This window comes from Kluyvera fluvialis (genome assembly GCF_059725275.1).
On sequence record NZ_AP046142.1, the window covers coordinates 1,260,712 to 1,285,740 of the forward strand.

Here is a 25,029-nt window from a genome sequence, read left to right on the forward strand (position 1 = left end):
TAAGTTGGAAACCTTTGCGATCGGGTCTGACGGCGTTTTATTGTGAACTCTGACTGCGAGAAGCCCAAAAAGTTTACGCTGCCAGCAACTCTTTCGCATTCGCCAGCGTATTTCGCGTGACTTCACTGCCGCCAAGTAAGCGGGCTAATTCTTGCAGACGAGCGCGTTTATCCAGTGGCTGCATGTGGGTTTCGGTCATCGCGCCGTCGGTTTCTTTGCTGACATAGAAATGGTGATGACCACAGCCAGCGACCTGCGGCAGGTGGGTTACGCACATCACCTGCGTGGATTCGCCCAACTGGCGCAACAGTTTGCCAACGACCGCTGCTGTCGGGCCGCTGATCCCAACATCGACTTCATCGAAGATAAGCGCCGGAGTTTCCATTTTACGGGCGGTAATCACCTGAATGGCTAACGCAATACGCGACAGCTCACCGCCGGACGCCACTTTAGCAATCGCCTGGAGCGGTTGCCCAGGGTTAGTGGTAACACGAAATTCAATGCGGTCAGCGCCTTCTGCCGTTAAGTGTTGTTCTTCAAAACTGACATCGATATCAAACACGCCGTGCGGCATCGACAGCATATGCATACTGTCGGTTATCAGTTGTGCTAATTCATGGGCGCTCGTCTGACGCTGCATATGCAACTGGCGGGCGGTTTCCAGTGCCAGTTGATGGTGGCGCGACACCGCCATTTTTAGCGTTTCCAGCGAGTCGCTCTGGTCGTCAAGCAACTGCTGTTCATCGAGCAGAGACTGATAAAAATCCGGCAGTGCTTCAGGCGAAATATGGTGTTTACGCGCCAGTGAAATTTGTTTAGACAGACGCTGTTCCAGCTCAAACAGGCGGTTAGGGTCAAGGTCAAGACGGTCGCAGTAGTGGCGCAGTTCGTCGCTGGCTTCGCTCAACTGAATAGCGGCTTCTTCCAGCATGTCGAGGACACCGGAGAGTTTGTCGTCCATGCTCGCCAGCTCGCCGGCTAGCTGGCGCGCGGTGTACAGTTGGCTTTGCAGGTTGACATCATCGCCGTCGGCCAGTATCGCCAGCGCGTGTTGGCTGGTGGAAAGCAACTGCCCGCTATTGGCGAGGCGTTTGTACTCTTCATCAATTTGTTCGTATTCGCCAGGCTGCGGGTTGAACTCAATTAGTTCTTTGAGCTGATATTGCAGCAGTTCTGCACGGGCGGCGCGCTCCTGGCTTTGCTGTTGATGGGTGGCGAGATCGCGACAGCTTTGATTCCAAAGGCGATAGTGCTCGGCCATTTGACGGGCAAGGTCAGACTCACCAGCATAGGCATCAAGCAGCGTTTTCTGGTGCTCGGGTTTTACCAGCAACTGATGGGCGTGTTGGCCGTGAATTTGAATCAGTAACTGGCCCAGCTCGCGTAGCTGAGAGAGCGGGACAGCAGTGCCGTTGATAAAACCACGAGAGCGCCCGTCGCTGCTGATAACGCGACGCAGCAGGCATTCGCGGCCATCTTCGAGCTGGTTTTCTTCCAGCCAGCGTAGCGCGGCTGGGGTGTCTTTAAGGGTGAAGCGGGCGCAAAGGTCGGCGCGGTTAGCCCCTGCGCGAACCATGTCGGCCTCGGCTCGGCCACCCAGGCACAGGCCGAGGGCATCAATTGCAATAGATTTACCGGCCCCGGTTTCCCCGGTAATGGCGGTCATTCCGCTGTTGAAGTCGATTTCAAGTTCACGAACGATTGCAAAATTGCTGATGGTCAGTTGTGCCAACATAGTCGCTTTCCTGTATGAAAACCCATAACTGTGTTTTCATACAGTATAAACTGGTTTTTTATCCAGTAAAGAGCTGACGACAAAATTAGAACAATTTTTTTGACCACCCCAGCTTGGTGCTTAATGTGTTGAAATAGCTGTAGTCTTTTGGGTGAATCAGGTTCAGGTGATAGTCGCTACGGCGAATCAGTACGTCTTCACCTTCCTGGATAGGCAGGGCAATCTGGCTGTCGCAGCTAATTTCCAGGTCGCTTCGGCGGTGCGAGAAGCGCAGGCGAATGGTGCTGTTGCTGTTAATGACCAGCGGGCGCGCTGAGAGAGTGTGCGGGAACATTGGCACTAAGGTGATGGCGTCGAGTGAGGGCGTCAGAATCGGGCCGCCTGCCGATAGCGAGTAAGCCGTTGAGCCAGTGGGTGTTGAGATAATCAAGCCATCTGAGCGCTGGGAGAAGGCAAAGGTTTCGTCGATATAGACTTCAAACTCAATCATATGCGCGACTTTGCCAGGGTGTAACACCACTTCGTTAATGGCGGTGCTGATTCGTTTTTGGCAGTTTTGCTGACATACCTGTGCTTCTAGTAGGAAACGTTTTTCGGCGATAAAATTGCCGTCCAGCACATCAGCTAATTGTTGATGGGCGTTATCGGGGTCAAGATCGGTCAGAAAACCCAAATTGCCGCGGTTAATGCCGATGACGCTGATGTCGTAGCGCGCCAGTGTGCGCGCCGCGCCGAGCATATTACCATCACCCCCGACCACAACGGCGAGGTCGGCTTTTTGGCCAATCTCCGCCAGCGTGCCGGTTTTGACGTTATCAAGTTTGAGTTCCTGGGCTATCTGGCGCTCAACAATCACATCGCAGCCTTTCGTGCAAAGCCAACGATAGAGCATTTCATGTGTCGTTAGGGCAGTCGGGTGACGAGGGTGTCCTACAATACCGATACACTTGAAATGATTGTTCATTTTCTGAATGTCCTTGTGCCGAAGATTGATGACAATGTGAGAGCTTCCCTTGAAACCCGGAATCTGATCCCCATAATAAGCCAAGTTAGCGAGATGATTGCGAAAAAACGCGGAGAAATTCATGAGTAGTAAAGAACAGAAAACGCCTGAGGGGCAATCCCCGGAAGAAATTATCATGGATCAGCACGAAGAAGTTGAGGCGGTTGAATCAGACGCTTCTGCTGAGCAGGTGGATCCGCGCGATGAAAAAATTGCGAACCTTGAGTCGCAGTTAGCGGAAGCCGAAACCCGCGAGCGCGAAAGCGTGCTGCGTGTGAAGGCAGAAATGGAAAACCTGCGTCGTCGTACTGAAATCGACGTCGAGAAGGCGCACAAATTTGCGCTGGAAAAATTCGTCAACGAACTGCTGCCGGTGCTGGATAGCCTGGATCGCGCGCTGGAAGTGGCGAATAAAGACACCGATGCGATGGCGGCGATGATTGAAGGTATTGAGCTGACCCGTAAATCAATGCTGGACGTGGTGGCTAAGTTTGGTGTGCAGGTTGTCGCGGATATCAACGTGCCAATGGACCCGAACGTGCACCAGGCGATTGCAATGGTTGAGTCTGATGAAGTCGCTGCTGGCAACGTGCTGATGGTGATGCAAAAGGGCTATACCCTGAACGGTCGTACCATTCGCGCGGCGATGGTTTCCGTGGCGAAAGCGAAATAAGCATTCGATGGCCGGTCAGACGCCGGCCATTTTTGCGCTTAGCTTAGGAAGTTCTGAATTTCTAACCACTGAGTTTTGAACTCGTCGATCTTTTTATAATCGCTCATTGGCAAGACCGCGATGCTGTAAGTATCAGTGCCTTCATTGAGGTCAAAAATCTGCAAATTATGCTTATTGAGTTGATTCTGAATACGTTCAAAAACTTCATCGAGATAACGATCCCCGCCTTCGCAAGCTTCGGCAATTTCGTCTTCCTCGGTCATTTCCAGCAGTAAACTTCTTAACGTTTCGGCGTCTTCCTGGTTGTCCGTCAGCTCGTAGTAACGATTAGCAGCAAAATTGGCCATCTCACCGTCATCATCTTCCCCTTTCCAGTCAACGTGCATCGTCAGGCCTTCTCCGTGCAGGACCTGTAACAATACCTGCACCAACTCGTTATTGCCTAAATCTCCGCCGCTACAGTCGAGAATATCTTGCAGGCCGTATTCATCCTCGTCGTCATTCTCGAAACTTTCGGGGCTTATTGCCAGGCGGGAGAAAATATCGGGCCATAGCATAGGGTTATGTTGCAGAAAAACATCGGCGACCGATTTAAGGTCTTCAGCAAATTTGTCGTCCCATTCAATCACATAGTCTTCAGACATGGCTTCGTGCTCCTTACGAATTGTGAGGGGCCATCATGGCACTGCGCACGCACGCGGCGGTATAAATGAAATCTGAAATAACGGGAATAAAAAAGGCGAACCGGAATTCGCCCTTGAGAGGGGGGAACGCTATTCTGCCGCACTTTCGCGCAGGGGTTTTATCGGGTTAACCTGAACCTGTTTGATAACGTTGTCCTGTACGTCGAGGATGTCGATATCGTACTGTGCGATGCGTACGCGCGTTCCGGGCGCCGGGATTTCTTCCAGTGCTTCCACAATCATGCCGTTGATGGTGCGCGCTTCATCTTCCGGTAGATGCCAGTTGAACGCTTTGTTCAGCTCACGCACGTTCGCGCTGCCATCGATAATCACCGAACCGTCGTTTTGCGGGTTGACCTCTTCGGCAAGGGATGGTGACATCGAGGTTGTAAAGTCACCGACAATCTCTTCCAGGATATCTTCGACGGTGACCAGCCCCTGAATATCACCGTATTCATCAACCACCAGGCCGACTTTCTTTTTATTGCGCTGGAATTTGACCAACTGCGTGCTGAGCGGAGTGCCTTCCGGAACAAAGTAGATTTCATCGGCAGCGCGCAGCATCACCTCTTTGGTGAACTCTTTTTTCTCGGTCATCAGACGGTAGGCTTCACGCACGCGCAGCATACTGATGGCGTCGTCCAGCGAGTCGCGATACAGCACAATGCGGCCATGCGGTGAGTGCGTCAGTTGGCGCACAATCGCTTTCCAGTCGTCGTTGATGTTGATACCGACAATTTCATTGCGCGGAACCATGATGTCGTCAACGCTGACTTTTTCGAGGTCCAGTACCGACAGCAGCATGTCCTGATTACGGCGAGAAATTTGCGACCGTGATTCGTTCACGATAGTGCGCAACTCATCTTTACTTAACGCGCTGGAGATAGTGACATCCGATTTTATGCCCATCATGCGCATCAGAACGCGCGTCACCATATTCAGCAACCAAACCAGCGGCATCATTAAAATTTGCAGCGGGGCGAGCAAAAAACTGCTGGGGTAGGCGACTTTTTCTGGGTATAGGGCGGCTATGGTTTTTGGTAAAACTTCCGCAAACACCAGCACCACAAACGTCAGTACGCCGGTAGCAATCGCCACACCAGCGTTGCCGTAAAGGCGCATACCGACGATTGTCCCGATGGCTGATGCCAGAATATTGACCAGGTTGTTACCGATAAGCACCAGGCTGATTAAGCGGTCTGGCTTGCGCAGCAGCTTTTCTACGCGTTTAGCCTGACGATTGCCCTGTTTTGCCAAATGACGCAATCGGTAGCGATTGAGCGTCATCATGCCGGTTTCAGAGCCTGAGAAATAGGCGGAGATGACCACCATGATGACCAGTGTGACGATCAGCGTAGTGGTTGAGATATGTTCCAAGTGAATTCCTTAGTACTTAGCCCACAAATTGTTGAATGACGCGGCTACCAAAGTAGGCCAGCGTCAGGATGCCTGCGCCAGCGACGTTAAACCAGACAACCCGGCGACCGCGCCATCCTTCATGATAGTGGCCCCATAACAAGACGATATAGACGAACCAGGCGACGATGGAAAGGACGGCCTTATCAATATTTTCCATGCTAAACAGGTTATGCATGTAAAACAGGCCTGTACACAGCGTCAGGGTGAGCAGAACGACGCCTACCTGGGTGATGTGAAACATTTTGCGTTCGATAACCATCAGCGGCGGCATTTCATGATTGAACGCCAGTTTTTTATTTTTGAGCTGATAGTCAATCCATGCCAACTGAAGCGCATACAGGGCGGCGATAATCAGCGTTGCATAAGAGAACAGCGACAGGCCGATATGCACCATCACGCCCGGTGTGGCTTCCAGATGGGTGATGAATTCGTTGGGCATAAAGGTGGCGAAGGCGAGGTTGATGAGCGCAAAGGCATAGACAATAGGCAGTAACAGCCAACCTCGGTTGCGGGAGGCAACAATCGTCATCACCGTACAGATCATCAAACTCACCAGCGAGCCGACGTTAAGCAGGCTGAGGTTTTGCCCGGCTTCTCCGCCTGGCAGAATCCGCGCTTCTAGCGCAAAGGCATGGCAAATCAGAGCTACGGTGGCGGAAAGAATCGCCATGCGCCGCCAGCCGCTGTTTTTTTGCAGCAGGCCAGGAATGATCAGCGCAAGACTGATGGAGTAGGCAACAAGCGCGAGCAGGGCAAAAACAGGCATAAATGATGTCGGCAACCGTCAATGAATGTAAGAAAGGCAGTATAACGTTACGCGACCTCAGCTCCAACCGCTACATCACAACTCGGGCGGTGTCGTGTTATACTCCGGCAAAATTCTATTTTGTGTCGCTGCGGCGATCACGCGTTTCCACCTTAGGCGAGAGACAATGTTTGATAATTTAACCGATCGTTTGTCACGCACGCTGCGTAATATCAGCGGCCGTGGCCGCCTCACCGAAGACAACGTAAAAGAGACTCTGCGCGAAGTGCGCATGGCGCTGCTGGAAGCCGACGTTGCGTTGCCGGTCGTGCGTGATTTTATTAACCGCGTAAAAGAGAAAGCGGTTGGTCACGAAGTCAATAAAAGCCTGACCCCGGGTCAGGAGTTTGTCAAAATCGTTCGAACCGAACTGGTTTCGGCGATGGGTGAAGAAAATCAGAGCCTGAATCTGGCCGCGCAGCCGCCAGCCGTGGTGCTGATGGCTGGCTTGCAGGGGGCGGGTAAAACAACCAGCGTCGGTAAGCTGGGTAAATTCCTGCGCGAGAAGCATAAGAAGAAAGTGCTGGTGGTTTCTGCCGACGTTTACCGTCCGGCGGCAATCAAGCAGTTGGAAACGCTGGCTGAACAGGTTGGCGTGGATTTCTTCCCGTCTGACGTTGGTCAGAAGCCTATCGACATCGTTAACGCAGCGCTGAAAGAAGCGAAGCTGAAATTCTACGACGTGCTGCTGGTGGATACCGCCGGTCGTCTGCACGTTGATGAAGCGATGATGGACGAAATCAAACAGGTACATGCCGCGATTAACCCGGTAGAAACCCTGTTTGTGGTCGATGCAATGACCGGCCAGGATGCGGCAAATACGGCGAAAGCCTTTAACGAAGCGCTGCCGTTGACCGGTGTTGTGCTGACCAAAGTGGATGGCGATGCCCGTGGTGGTGCGGCGCTGTCGATTCGCCATATCACCGGTAAGCCCATCAAATTCCTCGGCGTGGGCGAGAAAACCGAAGCGCTGGAGCCGTTCCATCCGGATCGTATCGCGTCACGTATTCTCGGCATGGGCGACGTCCTGTCGCTTATCGAAGATATCGAGAGCAAGGTTGACCGCGCACAGGCTGAGAAGCTGGCGACCAAGCTGAAGAAGGGCGATGGTTTCGACCTGAACGACTTCTTAGAACAGCTTAAACAGATGAAAAACATGGGCGGCATGGCGAGCCTGATGGGCAAACTGCCGGGCATGGGCCAGATTCCTGACAACGTTAAATCGCAGATGGATGATAAAGTGCTGGTGCGCATGGAAGCCATTATCAACTCGATGACGCTGAAAGAGCGCGCGAAGCCGGAAATCATTAAAGGTTCCCGCAAGCGCCGTATTGCGCAGGGTTGTGGCTTGCAGGTGCAGGACGTAAACCGTCTGCTGAAGCAGTTTGATGATATGCAGCGCATGATGAAAAAAATGAAGTCGAAAGGCGGCATGATGAAAATGATGCGCGGAATGAAAGGCATGATGCCTCCGGGATTCCCGGGGCGTTGAGTGTTTTTGCAACATGGCCCGATTCCACAGATTAATTTGCCAACACGAAACAAATTGATTTTTGCTCAAAAATGAGTAAAATTTTCGGGCTTTTAATATGACACCGGGCCCCTTCCCTCGATGGGGCCCGGTTGTTCTATTCACACAAGAGGATGTTATGGTAACTATTCGTTTAGCTCGTCACGGCGCTAAAAAGCGTCCGTTCTACCAGGTTGTTGTTACTGACAGCCGTAACGCACGCAACGGTCGCTTCATCGAGCGCGTTGGTTTCTTCAACCCGATCGCTTCTGCATCGGAAGAAGGTACCCGTCTGGACCTGGACCGCATTGAGCACTGGGTTGGCCAGGGCGCAACTATCTCTGATCGCGTATCTGCGCTGATCAAAGAAGCTAAGAAAGCAGCTTAATCTGTCACGGTGGTCATGATGAGCAAGCAACACACCGCACAAGCACCTGTTGATCCGATCGTATTGGGGAAAATGGGTTCTTCCTACGGTATCCGTGGTTGGCTCAGAGTGTTTTCCTCCACCGAAGACGCCGAAAGCATTTTTGACTATCAGCCCTGGTTAATCCAGAAGGCGGGTCAGTGGCAGACCGTTGAGCTGGAAAGCTGGCGCTACCACAATCAGGATATCGTCATTAAGCTGAAAGGCGTTGACGATCGCGATGCCGCGAATCTGCTGACGAACTGCGAAATTGTCGTAGATTCCTCGCAGTTACCGGCGCTGGAAGATGGAAGCTATTACTGGAAAGACCTGATGGGCTGCCAGGTAGTGACTACGGAAGGCTACGGTCTCGGTAAAGTCATCGATATGATGGAAACCGGGTCGAATGACGTTCTCGTCATTAAGGCAAACCTGAAAGATGCATTTGGTATCAAGGAGCGGTTGGTTCCGTTCCTCGATGGGCAGGTTATCAAGAAAGTCGATCTCGCTACTCGTACTATCGAAGTAGATTGGGATCCTGGTTTTTAAACCACCGGATAAACGGTAAAAGACGGCGCTATGTGGATTGGCATAATTAGCCTGTTTCCTGAAATGTTCCGCGCAATTACCGATTACGGGGTAACTGGCCGGGCAGTAAAAAATGGCCTGCTGAGCATCCAGAGCTGGAGTCCTCGTGACTTCACGCATGACCGGCACCGTACCGTGGACGATCGTCCTTACGGCGGCGGACCGGGGATGTTAATGATGGTGCAACCTTTACGGGACGCCATTCATGCAGCAAAAGCCGCGGCAGGTGAAGGCGCGAAGGTGATTTATCTGTCACCTCAGGGACGCAAGCTTGATCAAGCGGGCGTCAGCGAACTGGCCACGAATCAAAAGCTGATTCTGGTATGTGGTCGCTATGAAGGGATAGATGAGCGCGTAATTCAGACCGAAATTGATGAAGAATGGTCAATCGGCGATTACGTTCTCAGCGGTGGTGAGCTACCGGCAATGACGCTTATTGACTCTGTTTCTCGGTTTATTCCGGGGGTTCTGGGTCATGAAGCATCAGCAATCGAAGATTCGTTTGCTGAAGGGTTGCTGGACTGTCCACACTATACTCGTCCTGAAGTGTTAGAAGGGATGGAAGTACCGCCAGTTCTGCTGTCGGGGAACCATGCCGAGATACGTCGCTGGCGTTTGAAGCAGTCGCTGGGCCGCTCCTGGCTTAGAAGACCTGAACTTCTGGAAAACCTGGCTCTGACTGAAGAGCAAGCAAGGTTGCTGGCGGAGTTCAAAAAGGAACACGCACAACAGCAACATAAACATGATGGGCAAGCGTAACACGCTCCCGATATATCAGTTTACCCAGGATAAGAGATTAAATTATGAGCAACATTATTAAGCAACTTGAACAAGAACAGATGAAGCAGGACGTACCTTCCTTCCGTCCGGGTGATACCGTGGAAGTGAAAGTATGGGTTGTTGAAGGTTCCAAAAAACGTCTGCAGGCATTTGAGGGCGTGGTTATCGCTATTCGTAGCCGCGGTCTGCACTCTGCATTCACTGTTCGTAAAATTTCCAACGGCGAAGGCGTTGAGCGTGTCTTCCAGACTCACTCTCCGGTAGTTGACAGCATTGCTGTTAAACGTCGTGGTGCTGTGCGTAAAGCTAAACTGTACTACCTGCGTGAACGTACTGGTAAGTCTGCTCGTATCAAAGAGCGTCTTAACTAAGATTCGCGTAAGCGACATCCTGTTAGAAAAGGGCTGGCCGAAAGGCTGGCCCTTTTTTTATCATCTCTAAGTCATCTCCCCGGGAGGCAGTGATTGTCTCAGTGAGGTTATCGCCTGAAGGAATTTCATGTCAGAAAATTTCTGCTTACTCACACAGTAAGAAGGTAATCACTGACATGATCTGTGATAGAAGTTCAGTACGTATGTTTTAGAGTTGTAAATACAAATTGGTGTGGATGTCTAAATATCGCTACAAAATTATTATGGGCACAGTCAGAAAAGAGGTTTGCCGCTCAATTTCAATATTAATGGGCATCTGATGAGAGGCCAGCTATTTGCTAGGGGATTAATAAGAATTTTCGATGTCATTATTCCTGGTGATCTTTAAAAAATATTTTATAAGATATATATGGAGTATAGTGCGTGGTGTTTTTTAGGCGTTGGTATTTTAATAATAATGAAGAGTCTATTATATAGAGTAGGAGGGAAGCCCCCCTACATATCATTTAATTTGCAATTGTTGGTTTATGGCTTTCTTTATTTTAAGAGTACCAGTGGTAAGGATATTAGTGAGTTGAATTATAGCAAGTCCAATTAGTAGTGATAGCATTAAATTAATAGAGAATATTATTATCAATTTATAAATGTATGGCACGTTTATATGTGGAATAACATAATAAATCAATGATGAACTAACACCTTGCGACATGTAGAAGAATAGTGAGTTCCTACCAATGTAAGTCAAGAATGATTTGCTTTTTAAGCCAATTCCATATAATACTAAAAATAAAGATATAAATGATGCTAGAACGTATGGGAGACCGACGGGGAATTTGTAACTCTGTAAGTTTATTGCATTATGATCAAAGTGATAAATTAAGAATAGCAATATCCCTGAGGTTACAGAAAGTATTGGTAGTAGTTTGTTGTTTTTATATTTGTAAAACATAAATCCAATCAAAATACAGCTTGTGTAAAATAATGCCTTGTCCAGCCCTGATCCAAGGAAAAACAGATTGTCTGGAACTGATTTATAAAATCTAATTATGAAATAAGTTAATGATAGGAGTAAAAAAAGCCACTTTGAAAAGATATTAAAATCTTTGATTATAGAAAATAAAATTATGCATACACAGTAAACAGGTACAAACCAATAGGAACCATCAACAACTGGAAAGATTGGTGTAATTGCATTCTGCAGCGTTAAAGCTGATAGAATATACTCTATTTTTGAGTTTCCAGTGGCTATATTTACTATAAACACAAAAACAGTAAAATAGCTTATTAGTTTATATATTTGTTTGGCCTGCCGAACCAATTGTTACTTATCGCCTTTGGCCTCGCACTATGCGTGGCGATTGTGATGGGCTACCGGCTATGGTGGATTAAGCGCCCCGCGCAACCGGCGATCAACCCATTGCAGACGTTGACGCAAAGTTGGCTGGCGCTCTCGTTACCCGCTCGAGCTATCACGCTGGTGTTGGCGGTTGCCTGCGGGCTAGCGCTACCGGTGATGGGGGCCAGCCTGTTGCTGTTTGTACTCGGGGATTGGCTACGCTGGCGTAGCGGTATTGAACGTGCCGCTCAGCAGGTTACCCGCTAAATCGCTTTATGGCGTGCTGATGACTACCGCAACCCGACGGTTTTCAGCACGCCCTTGTGAGGTGCTATTGCTGGCGATAGGGTATTTTTTGCCTAACCCCTTCGTGGTGAGATTGCTACGCGGGATACTGGCACCTTTTGCCCAGGCATCGGCAACGACATTGGCGCGTTTTAGTGAGAGGGCTTCGTTGTAGTTGTCTTCCCCAAAGTTATCGGTGTGGCCATCCATCCGTGCGTGGTTTAATCCGGTGGCTGCGAGGCGTGATGCCATCTCCTGAATCTGGGTTTCGCTGTCTGGACGCAGTCTGGCGTCGTTTTTATCAAACAGGATCTTATCCGACAGGCCTAAAGACCAATCACCATTCAATTCGTTAAAGCCATAGGATTTCATTGCCGTAATTTGTTCAGGCGTGAATTTACCTTTGGGGGTCTGGCAGCCTGTCAGTACCAGTGATGCGAGTAATAACGGCGCAAGGTATCGCTTTAACATATCGTATTCCTTTCTAAGTGATTGTTTTAGAACGTTGCTTTTTCATCAGGTACATATTGCGGTCAGCTTGCTCCAGCAAGGCCTCCAGAGAAGCGCTTTCCCACGACAGAGCGAAGCCAATGCTGAGTGACATCGGTGTGGTATGCCCGTTATGCAACTCAAACGGGTGGATAAACTGCTGTGATAGCGCAGCACAAATGTGTTGAACTTCAAGTTCAGAATGGACGTCGTGCACCACCATGGCAAATTCGTCGCCACCAAGACGATATGACTGATAGCGCTTAGCGCCGAAGGCGATCATCCGGCTGGCGACTTCTATTAGCACGCAGTCACCAGCGGCATGTCCCCAGGTATCGTTGATCGCTTTAAAATTATCGCCATCCAGGAAAAGGAGAGCCGAGTTAGCTTTGGTGGTGGCGTCATTCATCAACGCTGAGATGCTATTGCGAAACGCGGCACGGTTCGCCAGGCCGGTGAGTGGGTCGTGCATCGCGGTGCGCATCAGTTGGGCATTTTTTGCCTGTAGCTTTAACTGCCACTCTTCCATTTCATCAAGCAAACTATTGAAGTCCTCACCAAAATGGTGAAATTCCTCGATGCGGCCTTCTTTGACCCGCCGCGAGAAGTTGCGGTTGGTGCGAACGTCATGGACGACATCAGTGATATTTTGCATCGCGGTGACCATGCCGTGGTGCAGGGAGCGCGTAATGGCGAGTGCGACGACCGAGGCAAACAGAATGCAGCCAGTGAGAACCGCAAATGACATCCAGATAAAGTGACCGATCAGGTTGTCGCGTGCGGTCAGGCGGATTTCACCGATGACATTGCCGTTATGAATAATAGGCTGTGAAATGGGCACTGGGAACAGCCAGTGGCTGACCAGCGCACCCAGCGTATCGGTGTTGTCCTCAGGGTTCCATGACCAGTACGCAAAGCGTTTTCTCTGGGCGTCGAGCACTTCCGCCACAGCAAATTGCCCCTGCTTTCCCAGAGTGGCAAGCGTGTCGTTAGCCGCCAGTGAGTCGTTGAAAACCAAAGAGGCTTTAAGGCTGTGGCTCATGGTTGCGCCGGTTAATTCGAGATTTTTTTGCGCATATTGCTTTAATGTCACTACGGAAGCGAAACACAACAGTAACCATATTAATGTCATTGTTATTATTACGCTTATCATGCTGTTACGCCTCAACGTCCTTTTAAACGTAGGACGAGGAGTGGAAAAGGAATCCTTATTCATGCTTTTGAGTCCGTGCAAGCATTAATACATCTGGATTGACTCTTACGCCGCTGCGAGACAGTGCATCCAGATTGACGGAAAACCTAACTTTGCTGTCATTTATGATGAGGCAAAATGCGCTGCCAATAACACATTCTGCATTTTGCTCAGAAATTAATAGCAACGCTCTGCCTTGATATTTATTAATTAATTCAAGTTGTTTAGCCGGTGATTCTGCTCCGAAATAAATACCATCACATGTTGCTGACAGGGTTTCCTGATCGGTATGGACAATCTCAGGAATATAAGGCAGCGAACTATTTTGTTCATCTACAGCGCTGAGTGCTGATGTGTATCGGGAGGAGGCATAAACACAGAGTTTAGGCGGTTTAGTCAGTGAAGGCCATTGGGTATAGCTCACAATACCTGAAACAATCGAACGAACCGATTTATCGGTTTCTGTAAGAGGGGCGGCCATCGACTGGCCCACAACAAGGGACAGCATGAGCACCAGAGTGAGTCGAAGCAACGGGATCAAGAATGAGTTTCTCTCGCGAATCTGCCATGTCGCTCTGGAAATCATTGTTCTTAAGAGTTGTTGGCAGAAGATCATTGTTTATCAAAGCCATCATTATGTCAGAGATGCAACTTCGTTTGCTTAGGTTAAATCTGACAGTTGTATTAATTTTGAAGGTTAAAGATAAAGTAAATTAAGCCTGATGGCATTCATGTTCTCATCCATCCCTTGTTGCTATAGCGTGTGTTATTTTGCCTGCTAATAATATCACGGGCGTGAATAACGCATTGTTTATCCGCTATTTTCCGACCTTTATTACCACCACAACGATATTCGCGATGGCTAATAGTTGGATGGTTAAATTTATCGGCCAATGGCAGATTATCTTTAACCGAAATCTCGTGAACGGTGGTTTTTTCCACATTAAACCTGCCAGCGACGTCTGTGTTCTGAGTACCTGAACGGACGCGAGGTTAGTGTGTGTAACTTTATGTTTACGATTAGATTGGCTTTATTTTGCAATAAAATGGCTAATGTAAAGCAATGTGTACGTATTTTGGATTGAAATCTTTACTCGTTATGGTATTGTGAGTCCACCTCTTAGAGGAAACAACTATCGCAAACGAGCCATAACAGGTAATGCCATCATGCAAAAAGACGCGCTGAATAACGTAAATATCGCCGATGAACAGATTTTGATCACGCCCGATCAACTGAAAGCTGAATTGCCGCTGACCGCAGGACAAGAAGCGCAAATCGCCCAATCACGTAAAACCATTTCTGACATTATCGCCGGTCGCGATCCCCGTCTGTTGGTGGTGTGTGGGCCTTGCTCTATCCATGATCCTGAAGCTGCCATCGAATACGCGCGTCGATTTAAAACCCTTGCGGAAGAGGTCAGCGATAGCCTCTACCTGGTCATGCGTGTCTACTTTGAGAAACCTCGTACCACCGTTGGCTGGAAAGGGTTAATCAACGATCCGCATATGGATGGCTCGTTTGATGTGGAAGGCGGTCTGAAAATTGCGCGTCGTCTGCTGGTTGAGTTGGTGAGCATGGGGCTGCCGCTGGCAACCGAAGCGCTTGACCCGAACAGCCCGCAGTACCTTGGCGACCTGTTTAGCTGGTCGGCGATTGGCGCTCGTACGACGGAATCTCAAACTCACCGCGAAATGGCCTCTGGCCTGTCGATGCCGGTGGGCTTTAAAAACGGAACCGATGGTTCTCTGGCGACAGCGATTAACGCGATGCGTGCCGCTGCGATGCCGCACCGTTTTGTGGGCATCAACCAGGCGGGCCAGGTTTGCCTGCTGCGTACTCAGGGCAACCCGGATGGTCACGTGATTCTGCGCGGCGGTAAAAAGCCAAACTACGGTCCAGAAGATGTGGCGCAGTGTGAAAAAGAGATGGAACAGGCAGGACTGCGCGCATCGCTGATGGTAGATTGCAGTCATGGTAATTCCAATAAAGACTACCGCCGTCAGCCTGCGGTAGCGGAATCCGTTGTCGCACAGATCAAAGACGGTAATCGTTCGATTATCGGCCTGATGATTGAAAGTAACATTCACGAAGGTAATCAGTCTTCCGAGCAGCCGCGCTGCGATATGCAATACGGCGTATCGGTTACCGATGCCTGTATCAGTTGGGAAACGACTGATGCGCTGTTGCGTGAGCTCGACAAGGATTTACGCGGCCATCTGGCGGCACGTTTGGCGTAAGAGGATTGTATGGTTGCTGAACTGACCGCACTGCGCGATCAAATTGATGAAGTGGATAAGGCGCTGCTGGAGCTGCTGGCTAAGCGTTTAGAACTGGTGGCGGAAGTTGGGGAAGTCAAAAGCAAGTATGGCTTGCCGATTTACGTCCCGGAGCGCGAGGCGTCTATGCTGGCCTCACGTCGGCAGGAGGCTGCCGCGCTCGGCGTACCGCCTGATTTGATTGAAGATGTATTGCGCAGAGTGATGCGTGAGTCTTATTCCAGCGAAAACGACAAAGGTTTTAAAACGCTGTGCCCGTCGCTGCGCCCAGTGGTTATCGTGGGCGGTGGCGGCCAGATGGGGCGGTTGTTTGAGAAAATGCTGACCCTTTCTGGCTACCAGGTGCGCACGCTGGAAAAAGAGGATTGGGCGCAAGCGCCTACTCTGGTGGCGGACGCGGGAATGGTGATTGTCAGCGTGCCGATTCATGTCACGGAACAGGTCATTGCTAAGCTGCCCCCGTTGCCTGCGGATTGTATTCTGGTGGATTTAGCCTCGGTGAAAGCCGGGCCGCTCCAGGCGATGCTGTCGGCTCACGCGGGGCCGGTTGTCGGGCTTCACCCGATGTTTGGTCCAGACAGCGGTAGCCTCGCTAAGCAGGTGGTGGTGTACTGTGACGGTCGTCAGCCGGAAGCTTATCAGTGGTTCCTTGAGCAGATTCAGGTTTGGGGCGCGCGTTTGCACCGCATTAGCGCGGTTGAACACGACCAAAACATGGCGTTTATTCAGGCGCTGCGTCACTTTGCGACCTTTGCTTACGGCCTGCATTTGGCTGAAGAAAATGTGCAACTGGAGCAATTGCTGGCGCTCTCCTCGCCAATCTACCGATTAGAGCTGGCGATGGTTGGGCGGCTGTTTGCCCAGGATCCGCAACTGTATGCCGACATTATTATGTCATCAGGCAATAATCTGGCGTTGATTAAACGTTACTACCAGCGCTTTGGCGAGGCAATTAACCTGTTAGAACAAGGCAATAAACAGGCGTTTATTGATAGCTTCCGCAAGGTCGAGCACTGGTTTGGCGATTACGCACAACGTTTCCAGAGTGAGAGCCGCGTCCTGTTACGCCAGGCGAATGACAACCGGCAGTAAGACGAAACTGTATATACTTGAAAGCCAGGGGAAATCCTCTGGCTTTTTTATGGGGTAAAAACGATGGCTAACGCAAACCTGTTGTTTGACTACACCGGACACTTACCGGAATGCCCAACCTGGAGCGAAGGTGAGCAGGCACTGTATTGGGCCGATATTCTGGAGTGTGAAATCCACCGTTATGTGCTTGTGAGCGGTGAACATCAGGTGCTGCAATTTCCAGAGGAAGTCGGATGCTTTGCGCTGCGGGAAAACGGCGGCTTTATTGTTGCCCTGCGTAGCGCCATCTGGTTGGCGGATAGCCGGGGTTTGCTGGTGCATAAAATCTGCGATAACCCCAGCAACCCGCAGTTGGCGCGCTTTAATGATGGCGGTACGGACAGAGACGGGCGTTTTTATGCCGGGACGTTCTGGGGGCCGGGGGATTATAACGGGGCGTTGCTGGTGCGTGTCGATAACCAGCTAATGCCGAAAGTCATTCAATGTGATATCCACGGTGCTAATGGGCTGGCGTTTAGCGCTGACAAACGCTGGATGTACACCTCAGACACGCCTAACGCGGTGATTTACCGTACGCCGCTGGACGCCGATGGCGAACCAGGTACGCGTGAGATTTTCCGTTTATTCAGCGATGGCGAGGGAATACCGGACGGCGCGGCGGTTGATGAAGAAGGATGCTACTGGAGCGCGATGTTTGACGGTTGGCGGGTGGCGCGATTTTCTCCCGAAGGAGAACAGCTTGCTGAATATCGTTTGCCGGTGCGCTGCCCAACGATGGTCTGTTTTGGCGGGGCGGATATGCGCACGCTGTTTATTACGACCACCAGAGAAAATATGTCAGCGGCGGAAATCGCTCAGTATCCGCTGTCGGGTGCCATCTTCACCCTGCCGGTTGCGGTGGCAGGAATGAAGAAGCGACCGTTTATTGAGCGTTAAATAGGGTCAACCGGCACGACGTTCTCGCTTGGATAGCAGCCTAGCACTTTCATCGAGCGGGTAATGCCAGACAACTCTTTCAGCGCTTTTTGCATTGGCAGCGAGTCCAGATTGGCCTGGATATCGAGATAAAACATCTCTTCCCATGGGTTACCGTGAATCGGGCGTGATTCGAGTTTGGTCATGATCAGATTGTGGTTGCGCAGTACCAGCAGTGCTTCCACCAATGCGCCCGCCTGTTGCCCAGTTGCCATTAGCAGGGTGGTTTTTGCCGGAACCTGATCGGAAACATCAACGGCTTTACGTGCCAGCACCAGGAAGCGGGTAATATTTTGCGTTTGGTTAGCCTGGCAATGTTCCAGCACCTGTAGGCCGTACAACTTGCCGCCGGCTTCGCTGCCCAGCGCGGCAACGGTCGGGGAGTTCGCCTGGGCGACTTTTTCCATCGCTGCTGAGGTGCTTTCGGTGTATTCAATTTTCCACTGCGGATAATGGCTGAGGAACTGGCTACACTGCTGGAACGGCTGCGGGTGGCTGTATACGGTTTCAATGCTTTCCAGGCTGGAGGCGCCGTTAACCAGCAGGCAGTGGTCGATAGGTACGGTCATCTCACCAACAATCGCCAGGCTGGTGTGTTGTAGCAGGTCGTAGACGTCGTTTATCCCACCTGAACTGGTGTTTTCAATCGGCACGACGGCGTAGTCGGCCTGTCCGGTTTCAACCTGGTTAAAGATATCGGCAAACTTTTGGCAGCCGCTTTCGATAAACTGCTCAAAGTGACGCGCAGCATACTGGCGAGCCGCCAGATGTGAATAGGAGCCTTTAGGGCCAAGAAATGCAATGCGCGCAGAGTGCGGGTTTATTTTGTTGAGATGCTGCTGCAATAGCGTTTGTTGAGTGAGAACAGAATCCTCAATAATCAACTGAAACAGGCGCGTGATGTAGTGCGCATCCAGTTGATGCGTTTTGCCAAGCGTAATCAGGCGCTCTAGCAGGTCGCGTTCACGGTCAACGTCGCGCACCGGACGGTGAGAGGCCAGCTTGGCTTTTCCCACTTCAATAGCCAGCCCGCGCCGTTCTGCTAACAGGCTGACTAATTTCTCATCCAGCGCGCTGATTTTATCGCGTATCGCCAGTAACGGGTTTTCCGCAGTCATGATGTTTGCCTTTCTTGTTATCAATAAAAAGGCCCCCCGGAGTGGGAGGCCTTATTGTTCGTCTTCGCATTCTTTATCACACGACGAAACGCCTCCCATTCAGGGGAATGGTAAAAAAGAATGCGAAGAAAAACGGCAGTAATTTCACGGTTGATTAAATCCTTAGCGTTGCAAGGTTTTACAGTACCTGCTCTGTTTTCGGTCTGTCAATAAAAAACGCGCCCGAAGGCGCGTTGGCGATACACATTAAAGTTCAGTTTACTCTTCTTCAACTTCCACGAAGCTTGCGTCTTTCACCGATGTTGTGGCGCGACGGGCTTCCCCTTTGTGTTGCACCTTATTGAGCTGCCGTTCCAGCTTGTTGATCAATTCATTAATGGCAGTGTACATATCTTCATGTTTAGCGCTGGCGACCAGATGCCCATTCGGGGTATTCATCGTGGCGTCCGCTACAAAGCCCTGCGGCTCTTTAGAGAGAATGATATGTGGATTGATTAAGTGAGTTTGCCATTTTTCCAATTTGGTGAGACGGTCTGCGACATGCTGGCGAATTGCCGGAGTAATTTCCATTTGTTTACTGGTAATGTTCATTGTCATAAATTTTACCTCTTGTCTTTCCGTCTTGGTGATTCCAGCATACCTCGCTTTTAGTTAAAATGTGTGACTTTCATCACATTATTTTGTCACTTTTTGTCAGCGCGTTCTTTTTGTGAGTCAGGACAGGAAGAAGTGAGTTTTTACTTGTCGGTTCGGGAAAATGCAGCCATATTTGATAAGATGACTTGCCGCTAAACCGCTTCAGTCGGTGAGAAAAACGAATAAAAAAACGGCAGCCGATGGGCTGCCGTTTTGCTTTGATAGCGTCAGAATCAGGACTGTGTGTTTTTGCTGTTAGCGGCAATGATTTTCGCTACTTTATCAGCCTGCGCTGTCATTTGCATTTGGCGATAGGCGTTTTCCATCTTCGGCAGAGCGTCACGCGTTGCCTGAGTATCTGGATAGTTACGCATCATGTTTTCGGTGCGGTTAACAACCGCGACCCATGCACCGCGAGCGGTGTAGTAATCCACGACAGAAAGCTCATACTTCGCCAGACGGTCTTTCAGGAAGATAAGACGTTTGTTGGCATCGGTCACATACTGACTGTTCGGGTAGCCGCGCACCAGCTTCGAGAAGTCATTGAATGCGTCACGCGCGTGCTGTGGGTCACGGTCTGAACGGTCTACGCCGAAGAAACCTTGCAGCGCGCTATCGTCCAGCGCCATGTTAGTCAGCCCACGCATGTACATCACATAGTCGATGTTCGGGTGCGTCGGATTCAGACGAATGAAACGGTCAATAGCGGCCTGAGCCAGTGGCAAATCAGCATTTTTATAGTATGCGTAGATAAGATCCAACTGAACTTGCTGAGAATATGGCCCAAACGGATAGCGGTTATCCAACGCTTCCAGTTGCGTTATTGCCTGTTTCCAGTTACCGTCCTGGAGCTTTTGCTGAGCAGTTGCGTAGATTTCATTAGGCGGATTATCAGGAACCTCTTCCTTTGAACCAGAGCACCCCGCCAAAGCCAGGCTCAACGTGGCCGCTGCCACCAGATATTTCATGCGCGTCATGACGTTTTGACTTTCCTCAAAATGTTTGTACGGGATATTCACAGTTCCTGTTCCCGATTAAGACCAGCTACAATAGCACACTATATTAAACGGCGAAGCCGTAAAAACCCAACGTTAACGAAGAAGCTGTATATGGCACAACGAGTACAACTCACCGCAACGGTGTCCGAGTCACAACTCGGTCAACGCTTAGATCAGGCTTTGGCCGAAATGTTCCCTGATTATTCGCGATCGCGAATAAAAGAGTGGATTCTCGACCAACGCGTACAGGTAAACGGCAAGATCAGTGATAAGCCGAAAGAGAAAGTCTTAGGTGGCGAAGTGGTTGCCATCGATGCAGAAATAGACGAGGAAATCCGCTTTGAAGCGCAGGATATTCCATTAGATATCGTCTATGAAGATGAAGACATTATTGTCATCAATAAACCGCGTGATTTAGTGGTTCACCCCGGCGCGGGTAACCCGGATGGTACGGTGCTAAACGCACTGCTGCACTATTATCCGCCAATCGCGGATGTGCCGCGTGCAGGTATTGTGCACCGTCTGGATAAAGACACTACCGGTTTGATGGTGGTCGCGAAAACGGTTCCGGCGCAAACGCGTCTGGTGGAGTCGTTGCAGTTGCGTGAAATCACCCGTGAGTATGAAGCGGTAGCGATTGGCCATATGACCGCAGGTGGTACGGTTGAAGAACCGATCAGCCGTCACCCAACCAAGCGTACGCACATGGCGGTGCACCCGATGGGTAAACCGGCGGTGACGCACTATCGCATCATGGAACACTTCCGTGTGCACACGCGTCTGCGGTTGCGTCTGGAAACCGGACGTACGCACCAGATCCGCGTGCATATGGCGCATATCACCCATCCGCTGGTGGGCGATCAGGTCTACGGTGGCCGCCCGCGTCCGCCAAAAGGCGCGTCGGATGATTTTATTTCCGTGCTGCGTAAGTTTGACCGCCAGGCACTGCATGCGACCATGCTGCGTCTTTATCACCCGATTTCGGGCATTGAAATGGAATGGCATGCGCCTATCCCACAGGATATGGTTGACCTCATTGAGGTGATGCGTGCTGACTTTGAAGAACATAAGGACGACGTAGACTGGTTATGACCAAAATCATTGTCCCGGAGTGGCCGTTGCCGCCAGGCGTTGCGGCCTGTAGTTCAACGCGTGTCGGTGGTGTTAGCGAAGGTGCATGGGATTCTCTGAATCTTGGTGCGCACTGCGGCGATAACCTTGTGCACGTTGAAGAAAACCGTAAGCGTATGTTCGCGGCAGGAAAATTGCCGTCGAAACCGGTGTGGTTGGAACAGGTTCACGGTACAGATGTGCTGCATCTGACTGGCGAACCGTATGCTTCTAAGCGTGCCGATGCGTCCTATAGCAACACCCCAGGGACAGTGTGTGCGGTGATGACAGCGGACTGCCTGCCGGTACTGTTTTGTAACCGTGCGGGGACAGAAGTTGCCGCAGCCCATGCTGGTTGGCGTGGGCTGTGCGATGGCGTTCTGGAAGAAACCGTTGCCTGCTTTAAGGATAATGCGGAAAATATTCTGGCCTGGTTTGGCCCGGCGATTGGCCCGCAGGCATTTGAAGTAGGCCCGGAAGTGCGTGAAGCGTTTATGGCGAAAGACGCCCAGGCTGCCAGCGCATTTCGTCCAGTCGGCGAGAAATACTTCGCCGATATATATCAGCTAGCGCGCCAGCGGCTAGCCAATGTCGGTGTTACGGCCGTCTTTGGCGGTGACCGCTGCACCTTCAGCGAAAAGGATGATTTTTTCTCCTATCGCCGCGACCGTACTACGGGTCGTATGGCAAGTTTTGTCTGGCTGATATAACCTATAGAATCAAGACGATCCAGAAGGCTGACAGTTTTTTCTCATTGAATAGGTCATTTAACCTTGAATAATTGAGGGATGACCTCATTTAATCTCCTGTAGCAAAATTGACCTATTATGGGAGGAGTCATGCGTCTGGATCGTCTTACCAATAAATTCCAGCTTGCTCTTGCCGATGCTCAGTCACTCGCACTGGGGCACGACAACCAATTTATCGAACCTCTTCATTTAATGAGTGCCTTGCTGAATCAGGAAGGGGGCTCGGTTCGTCCTTTATTAACCTCTGCCGGTATTAATGCCGGGCAGTTGCGTACGGCTCTTGATCAAGCGCTTAGCCGCTTGCCGCAGGTGGAAGGCACCGGTGGCGATGTGCAGCCGTCTCAAGACCTGCTGCGTGTGCTGAATCTTTGCGACAAGCTGGCGCAAAAACGCGGCGATAACTTTATTTCGTCAGAGCTGTTCGTTCTGGCGGCGCTTGAGTCTCGCGGTAGTCTGGCTGATTTACTGAAATCGGCGGGGGCGACAACCGCTAACATTACTCAGGCGATTGAACAGATGCGCGGAGGTGAAAGCGTGAATGACCAGGGTGCTGAAGACCAGCGTCAGGCATTGAAAAAATACACCGTTGATCTGACCGAACGCGCCGAACAGGGCAAACTCGATCCGGTCATTGGCCGTGATGAAGAAATTCGCCGTACCATCCAGGTGCTGCAACGTCGTACTAAAAATAACCCTGTGCTAATTGGTGAGCCTGGGGTCGGTAAAACGGCGATTGTTGAAGGGCTGGCACAGCGCATTATCAACGGCGAAGTTCCGGAAGGTTTAAAAGGCCGTCGCGTACTGGCGCTGGATATGGGCGCGCTGGTGGCTGGGGCGAAATATCGCGGTGAGTTTGAGGAACGCTTAAAAGGTGTGCTGAACGATCTCTCAAAACAGGAAGGCAATGTCATTCTGTTTATCGATGAGCTGCACACCATGGTTGGTGCGGGTAAAGCCGATGGCGCGATGGATGCCGGGAACATGTTGAAACCGGCGCTGGCGCGTGGTGAGCTGCACTGCGTGGGGGCGACAACGCTGGATGAATACCGCCAGTACATCGAAAAAGATGCTGCGCTTGAACGTCGTTTCCAGAAAGTATTTGTGGCAGAGCCGTCGGTGGAAGATACCATCGCGATTCTGCGTGGCCTGAAAGAACGTTATGAATTGCACCACCACGTGCAGATAACTGACCCAGCTATTGTGGCGGCGGCAACGCTGTCGCATCGTTATATTGCTGACCGTCAGTTGCCGGATAAAGCCATCGACCTGATTGATGAAGCGGCATCCAGCATCCGTATGCAAATTGACTCCAAGCCGGAAGAGTTAGACCGACTTGACCGCCGCATCATCCAGTTGAAGCTGGAACAGCAGGCGTTAATGAAAGAGTCAGATGAGGCGAGCAAAAAACGCCTCGACATGTTGAACGAAGAGTTGGCAGATAAAGAACGCCAATATTCAGAGTTGGAAGAAGAGTGGAAAGCGGAAAAAGCGTCACTCTCTGGTACGCAGACCATTAAAGCTGAGCTGGAACAGGCGAAAATTGCCATTGAACAGGCTCGCCGCGTTGGTGACCTGGCGCGAATGTCCGAACTGCAATACGGTAAAATTCCAGAGCTTGAAAAACAACTGGAAGCTGCGACGCAAGCCGAAGGTAAAACGATGCGTCTGTTACGTAATAAAGTGACGGATGCGGAAATTGCCGAAGTGCTGGCGCGCTGGACCGGTATCCCAGTGGCAAGAATGCTGGAAGGCGAGCGCGACAAACTGCTGCGCATGGAGCAGGATTTGCATAGCCGAGTGATTGGCCAGAACGAGGCGGTAGAAGCGGTATCGAATGCGATTCGCCGTAGCCGTGCGGGCTTGTCCGATCCAAACCGCCCGATTGGTTCCTTCCTGTTCCTGGGGCCAACTGGTGTAGGTAAAACCGAGCTGTGTAAAGCGCTGGCTAACTTTATGTTCGACAGCGACGACGCTATGGTGCGTATCGATATGTCCGAGTTTATGGAAAAACATTCTGTGTCGCGTCTGGTCGGTGCGCCTCCGGGATATGTCGGTTATGAAGAAGGCGGCTATCTGACCGAAGCGGTTCGTCGTCGTCCTTACTCCGTCATCCTGTTGGATGAAGTGGAAAAAGCGCACCCGGATGTGTTCAACATTCTGTTGCAGGTACTGGACGATGGTCGTCTGACCGACGGGCAGGGGAGAACGGTAGACTTCCGTAATACGGTTGTCATTATGACTTCGAACCTGGGTTCTGATTTGATTCAGGAACGGTTTGGCGATTTGGATTACGGTCATATGAAAGATCTGGTACTGGGCGTAGTGAGCCAGAACTTCCGTCCAGAGTTCATTAACCGTATTGATGAAGTCGTGGTATTCCATCCGCTGGGTGAGCAGCACATTGCTTCTATTGCTCAGATTCAGTTGCAGCGTTTGTATCAGCGTCTGGAAGAACGCGGTTATGAAACGCAGATCTCTGATGAGGCACTGCATTTGTTGAGTAAAAATGGCTACGACCCTGTGTATGGGGCGCGTCCACTGAAACGTGCTATTCAACAGCAGATCGAAAACCCACTGGCGCAGCAAATCCTGTCGGGCGAGCTGATTCCAGGAAAAATGATTCGCCTGGAAGTCAAAGACGACCAGATTGTGGCAGTACAGTAAGTCATAAAATGACAAAAACGGGCCCTTCGGGGCTCGTTTTTTGTTGTCTATAGAAAAAACCTGCCTGTAATGCTTGTCAGTGAAGCTTTGAAGAGAGCAGTAACACATAGCGTTGTGGCTTCTTTTTGCCGCCTG

Annotated in this window: 26 protein-coding genes, 1 pseudogene and 1 other annotated feature; of the genes and pseudogenes, 13 read left to right on the forward strand and 14 right to left on the reverse strand. The window is 50.7% G+C overall.

The features are described from left to right. Positions 1 to 73: 73 nt before the first annotated feature. Both recN and nadK read right to left on the reverse strand, forming a co-directional pair. Positions 74 to 1,735 carry a DNA repair protein RecN gene (recN, locus tag AC6I4B_RS06150; protein WP_497770347.1) on the reverse strand — a complete coding sequence of 554 codons (1,662 nt, stop codon included), beginning with the start codon at positions 1,733 to 1,735 and terminating at the stop codon, positions 74 to 76. A gap of 85 nt (positions 1,736 to 1,820) precedes the next feature. Next, the gene (gene nadK / locus AC6I4B_RS06155; RefSeq protein ID WP_497770349.1) at positions 1,821 to 2,699 is read right to left on the reverse strand and encodes an NAD(+) kinase; all 879 of its coding nucleotides are present in this window, start codon (positions 2,697 to 2,699) and stop codon (positions 1,821 to 1,823) included. A gap of 121 nt (positions 2,700 to 2,820) precedes the next feature. On the opposite strand from nadK, the gene grpE reads away from it, so the two are divergent. After that, complete coding sequence (grpE, locus tag AC6I4B_RS06160; RefSeq protein ID WP_497770350.1) at positions 2,821 to 3,411, forward strand: nucleotide exchange factor GrpE; 591 nt, start codon at positions 2,821 to 2,823, stop codon at positions 3,409 to 3,411. A gap of 38 nt (positions 3,412 to 3,449) precedes the next feature. On the opposite strand, the gene AC6I4B_RS06165 is transcribed toward grpE, so the two are convergent. The 3 genes from AC6I4B_RS06165 to AC6I4B_RS06175 all read right to left on the reverse strand — a co-directional run bounded on the left by AC6I4B_RS06165 (position 3,450) and on the right by AC6I4B_RS06175 (position 6,279). Continuing rightward, positions 3,450 to 4,055, reverse strand: a complete 606-nt coding sequence (locus tag AC6I4B_RS06165; protein ID WP_497770352.1) for a DUF6630 family protein — start codon at positions 4,053 to 4,055, stop codon at positions 3,450 to 3,452. A 129-nt stretch (positions 4,056 to 4,184) separates the two neighbouring features. Then, positions 4,185 to 5,471 carry an HlyC/CorC family transporter gene (locus AC6I4B_RS06170; RefSeq protein WP_497770353.1) on the reverse strand — a complete coding sequence of 429 codons (1,287 nt, stop codon included), beginning with the start codon at positions 5,469 to 5,471 and terminating at the stop codon, positions 4,185 to 4,187. 16 nt (positions 5,472 to 5,487) lie between these two features. Further along, on the reverse strand, positions 5,488 to 6,279 hold the full coding sequence (locus AC6I4B_RS06175; protein ID WP_497770355.1) for a cytochrome C assembly family protein: 792 nt from the start codon (positions 6,277 to 6,279) through the stop codon (positions 5,488 to 5,490). Between the two features lie 166 nt (positions 6,280 to 6,445). On the opposite strand from AC6I4B_RS06175, the gene ffh reads away from it, so the two are divergent. From ffh to rplS, 5 genes are all read left to right on the forward strand, one after another. After that, positions 6,446 to 7,810 (forward strand): signal recognition particle protein, encoded by a 1,365-nt coding sequence (gene ffh, locus AC6I4B_RS06180; RefSeq protein WP_497770357.1) that lies wholly within the window; start codon positions 6,446 to 6,448, stop codon positions 7,808 to 7,810. Positions 7,811 to 7,967: 157 nt separating this feature from the next. Further along, positions 7,968 to 8,216: a 30S ribosomal protein S16 gene (gene rpsP / locus AC6I4B_RS06185; RefSeq protein WP_497770359.1), complete on the forward strand. Its 249-nt coding sequence runs from the start codon at positions 7,968 to 7,970 to the stop codon at positions 8,214 to 8,216. Between the two features lie 18 nt (positions 8,217 to 8,234). After that, positions 8,235 to 8,783, forward strand: a complete 549-nt coding sequence (rimM, locus tag AC6I4B_RS06190) for a ribosome maturation factor RimM (protein WP_497771962.1) — start codon at positions 8,235 to 8,237, stop codon at positions 8,781 to 8,783. A gap of 30 nt (positions 8,784 to 8,813) precedes the next feature. Further along, complete coding sequence (trmD, locus tag AC6I4B_RS06195) at positions 8,814 to 9,581, forward strand: tRNA (guanosine(37)-N1)-methyltransferase TrmD (RefSeq protein ID WP_497770361.1); 768 nt, start codon at positions 8,814 to 8,816, stop codon at positions 9,579 to 9,581. A gap of 44 nt (positions 9,582 to 9,625) precedes the next feature. Beyond that, positions 9,626 to 9,973 (forward strand): 50S ribosomal protein L19, encoded by a 348-nt coding sequence (rplS, locus tag AC6I4B_RS06200; RefSeq protein WP_006687325.1) that lies wholly within the window; start codon positions 9,626 to 9,628, stop codon positions 9,971 to 9,973. 502 nt (positions 9,974 to 10,475) lie between these two features. On the opposite strand, the gene AC6I4B_RS06205 is transcribed toward rplS, so the two are convergent. Beyond that, positions 10,476 to 11,237, reverse strand: coding sequence for an acyltransferase family protein (locus AC6I4B_RS06205; protein ID WP_497770363.1), 762 nt, complete (start codon positions 11,235 to 11,237; stop codon positions 10,476 to 10,478). A gap of 33 nt (positions 11,238 to 11,270) precedes the next feature. On the opposite strand from AC6I4B_RS06205, the pseudogene AC6I4B_RS06210 reads away from it, so the two are divergent. Continuing rightward, positions 11,271 to 11,576: pseudogene (locus AC6I4B_RS06210) on the forward strand (PepSY-associated TM helix domain-containing protein); the annotation flags it as partial. Between the two features lie 6 nt (positions 11,577 to 11,582). On the opposite strand, the gene AC6I4B_RS06215 reads toward AC6I4B_RS06210, so the two are convergent. The 4 genes from AC6I4B_RS06215 to AC6I4B_RS06230 all read right to left on the reverse strand — a co-directional run bounded on the left by AC6I4B_RS06215 (position 11,583) and on the right by AC6I4B_RS06230 (position 14,217). Beyond that, on the reverse strand, positions 11,583 to 12,065 hold the full coding sequence (locus tag AC6I4B_RS06215; protein WP_497770365.1) for an OmpA family protein: 483 nt from the start codon (positions 12,063 to 12,065) through the stop codon (positions 11,583 to 11,585). Between the two features lie 13 nt (positions 12,066 to 12,078). Beyond that, positions 12,079 to 13,299, reverse strand: a complete 1,221-nt coding sequence (gene dgcN, locus AC6I4B_RS06220) for a diguanylate cyclase DgcN/YfiN (RefSeq protein WP_497770366.1) — start codon at positions 13,297 to 13,299, stop codon at positions 12,079 to 12,081. Then, positions 13,292 to 13,861: a regulatory sequestration protein YfiR gene (gene yfiR, locus AC6I4B_RS06225; RefSeq protein WP_497771963.1), complete on the reverse strand. Its 570-nt coding sequence runs from the start codon at positions 13,859 to 13,861 to the stop codon at positions 13,292 to 13,294. Before yfiR ends, dgcN begins: the two co-directional genes overlap by 8 nt. Positions 13,862 to 14,004: 143 nt before the next feature. Then, on the reverse strand, positions 14,005 to 14,217 hold the full coding sequence (locus AC6I4B_RS06230; RefSeq protein WP_497770368.1) for a hypothetical protein: 213 nt from the start codon (positions 14,215 to 14,217) through the stop codon (positions 14,005 to 14,007). Between the two features lie 225 nt (positions 14,218 to 14,442). Here AC6I4B_RS06230 and aroF point away from each other — a divergent pair, with 225 nt between their 5' ends. From aroF to AC6I4B_RS06245, 3 genes are all read left to right on the forward strand, one after another. Next, positions 14,443 to 15,513, forward strand: coding sequence for a 3-deoxy-7-phosphoheptulonate synthase AroF (gene aroF / locus AC6I4B_RS06235; protein ID WP_497770369.1), 1,071 nt, complete (start codon positions 14,443 to 14,445; stop codon positions 15,511 to 15,513). Positions 15,514 to 15,522: 9 nt separating this feature from the next. Continuing rightward, positions 15,523 to 16,644 carry a bifunctional chorismate mutase/prephenate dehydrogenase gene (tyrA, locus tag AC6I4B_RS06240; RefSeq protein ID WP_497770371.1) on the forward strand — a complete coding sequence of 374 codons (1,122 nt, stop codon included), beginning with the start codon at positions 15,523 to 15,525 and terminating at the stop codon, positions 16,642 to 16,644. 63 nt (positions 16,645 to 16,707) lie between these two features. Next, complete coding sequence (locus tag AC6I4B_RS06245) at positions 16,708 to 17,580, forward strand: SMP-30/gluconolactonase/LRE family protein (RefSeq protein WP_497770372.1); 873 nt, start codon at positions 16,708 to 16,710, stop codon at positions 17,578 to 17,580. On the opposite strand, the gene pheA is transcribed toward AC6I4B_RS06245, so the two are convergent. The 4 genes from pheA to bamD form a co-directional block, all read right to left on the reverse strand. Beyond that, positions 17,577 to 18,737 carry a bifunctional chorismate mutase/prephenate dehydratase gene (gene pheA / locus AC6I4B_RS06250; RefSeq protein ID WP_497770374.1) on the reverse strand — a complete coding sequence of 387 codons (1,161 nt, stop codon included), beginning with the start codon at positions 18,735 to 18,737 and terminating at the stop codon, positions 17,577 to 17,579. The genes AC6I4B_RS06245 and pheA overlap by 4 nt on opposite strands. Positions 18,738 to 18,759: 22 nt before the next feature. Further along, positions 18,760 to 18,886 (reverse strand) — a sequence feature (Phe leader region). Continuing rightward, the gene (gene pheL / locus AC6I4B_RS06255; protein WP_497771964.1) at positions 18,814 to 18,885 is read right to left on the reverse strand and encodes a pheA operon leader peptide PheL; all 72 of its coding nucleotides are present in this window, start codon (positions 18,883 to 18,885) and stop codon (positions 18,814 to 18,816) included. (Overlaps the previous feature by 72 nt.) Before the next feature lie 109 nt (positions 18,887 to 18,995). Beyond that, positions 18,996 to 19,334, reverse strand: coding sequence for a ribosome-associated translation inhibitor RaiA (gene raiA / locus AC6I4B_RS06260; RefSeq protein WP_497770375.1), 339 nt, complete (start codon positions 19,332 to 19,334; stop codon positions 18,996 to 18,998). Positions 19,335 to 19,606: 272 nt separating this feature from the next. After that, on the reverse strand, positions 19,607 to 20,350 hold the full coding sequence (gene bamD / locus AC6I4B_RS06265) for an outer membrane protein assembly factor BamD (protein ID WP_497770377.1): 744 nt from the start codon (positions 20,348 to 20,350) through the stop codon (positions 19,607 to 19,609). Between the two features lie 132 nt (positions 20,351 to 20,482). Here bamD and rluD point away from each other — a divergent pair, with 132 nt between their 5' ends. The 3 genes from rluD to clpB all read left to right on the forward strand — a co-directional run bounded on the left by rluD (position 20,483) and on the right by clpB (position 24,894). Further along, positions 20,483 to 21,463 carry a 23S rRNA pseudouridine(1911/1915/1917) synthase RluD gene (gene rluD, locus AC6I4B_RS06270; RefSeq protein WP_497770378.1) on the forward strand — a complete coding sequence of 327 codons (981 nt, stop codon included), beginning with the start codon at positions 20,483 to 20,485 and terminating at the stop codon, positions 21,461 to 21,463. Then, on the forward strand, positions 21,460 to 22,191 hold the full coding sequence (gene yfiH / locus AC6I4B_RS06275) for a purine nucleoside phosphorylase YfiH (RefSeq protein WP_497770380.1): 732 nt from the start codon (positions 21,460 to 21,462) through the stop codon (positions 22,189 to 22,191). Before rluD ends, yfiH begins: the two co-directional genes overlap by 4 nt. A gap of 129 nt (positions 22,192 to 22,320) precedes the next feature. Next, positions 22,321 to 24,894, forward strand: coding sequence for an ATP-dependent chaperone ClpB (clpB, locus tag AC6I4B_RS06280; protein ID WP_497770381.1), 2,574 nt, complete (start codon positions 22,321 to 22,323; stop codon positions 24,892 to 24,894). Positions 24,895 to 25,029: the final 135 nt, after the last annotated feature.

Bases quoted from the DNA above. Each gene is read 5' to 3' on its own strand.
- recN (WP_497770347.1), bottom strand. From the start codon at position 1,735: ATGTTGGCACAACTGACCATCAGCAATTTTGCAATCGTTCGTGAACTT.
- nadK (WP_497770349.1), bottom strand. From the start codon at position 2,699: ATGAACAATCATTTCAAGTGTATCGGTATTGTAGGACACCCTCGTCAC.
- grpE (WP_497770350.1), top strand. From the start codon at position 2,821: ATGAGTAGTAAAGAACAGAAAACGCCTGAGGGGCAATCCCCGGAAGAA.
- AC6I4B_RS06165 (WP_497770352.1), bottom strand. From the start codon at position 4,055: ATGTCTGAAGACTATGTGATTGAATGGGACGACAAATTTGCTGAAGAC.
- AC6I4B_RS06175 (WP_497770355.1), bottom strand. From the start codon at position 6,279: ATGCCTGTTTTTGCCCTGCTCGCGCTTGTTGCCTACTCCATCAGTCTT.
- ffh (WP_497770357.1), top strand. From the start codon at position 6,446: ATGTTTGATAATTTAACCGATCGTTTGTCACGCACGCTGCGTAATATC.
- rpsP (WP_497770359.1), top strand. From the start codon at position 7,968: ATGGTAACTATTCGTTTAGCTCGTCACGGCGCTAAAAAGCGTCCGTTC.
- rimM (WP_497771962.1), top strand. From the start codon at position 8,235: ATGAGCAAGCAACACACCGCACAAGCACCTGTTGATCCGATCGTATTG.
- trmD (WP_497770361.1), top strand. From the start codon at position 8,814: ATGTGGATTGGCATAATTAGCCTGTTTCCTGAAATGTTCCGCGCAATT.
- rplS (WP_006687325.1), top strand. From the start codon at position 9,626: ATGAGCAACATTATTAAGCAACTTGAACAAGAACAGATGAAGCAGGAC.
- AC6I4B_RS06215 (WP_497770365.1), bottom strand. From the start codon at position 12,065: ATGTTAAAGCGATACCTTGCGCCGTTATTACTCGCATCACTGGTACTG.
- dgcN (WP_497770366.1), bottom strand. From the start codon at position 13,299: ATGAATAAGGATTCCTTTTCCACTCCTCGTCCTACGTTTAAAAGGACG.
- yfiR (WP_497771963.1), bottom strand. From the start codon at position 13,861: ATGATTTCCAGAGCGACATGGCAGATTCGCGAGAGAAACTCATTCTTG.
- aroF (WP_497770369.1), top strand. From the start codon at position 14,443: ATGCAAAAAGACGCGCTGAATAACGTAAATATCGCCGATGAACAGATT.
- tyrA (WP_497770371.1), top strand. From the start codon at position 15,523: ATGGTTGCTGAACTGACCGCACTGCGCGATCAAATTGATGAAGTGGAT.
- AC6I4B_RS06245 (WP_497770372.1), top strand. From the start codon at position 16,708: ATGGCTAACGCAAACCTGTTGTTTGACTACACCGGACACTTACCGGAA.
- pheA (WP_497770374.1), bottom strand. From the start codon at position 18,737: ATGACTGCGGAAAACCCGTTACTGGCGATACGCGATAAAATCAGCGCG.
- raiA (WP_497770375.1), bottom strand. From the start codon at position 19,334: ATGACAATGAACATTACCAGTAAACAAATGGAAATTACTCCGGCAATT.
- bamD (WP_497770377.1), bottom strand. From the start codon at position 20,350: ATGACGCGCATGAAATATCTGGTGGCAGCGGCCACGTTGAGCCTGGCT.
- rluD (WP_497770378.1), top strand. From the start codon at position 20,483: ATGGCACAACGAGTACAACTCACCGCAACGGTGTCCGAGTCACAACTC.
- yfiH (WP_497770380.1), top strand. From the start codon at position 21,460: ATGACCAAAATCATTGTCCCGGAGTGGCCGTTGCCGCCAGGCGTTGCG.
- clpB (WP_497770381.1), top strand. From the start codon at position 22,321: ATGCGTCTGGATCGTCTTACCAATAAATTCCAGCTTGCTCTTGCCGAT.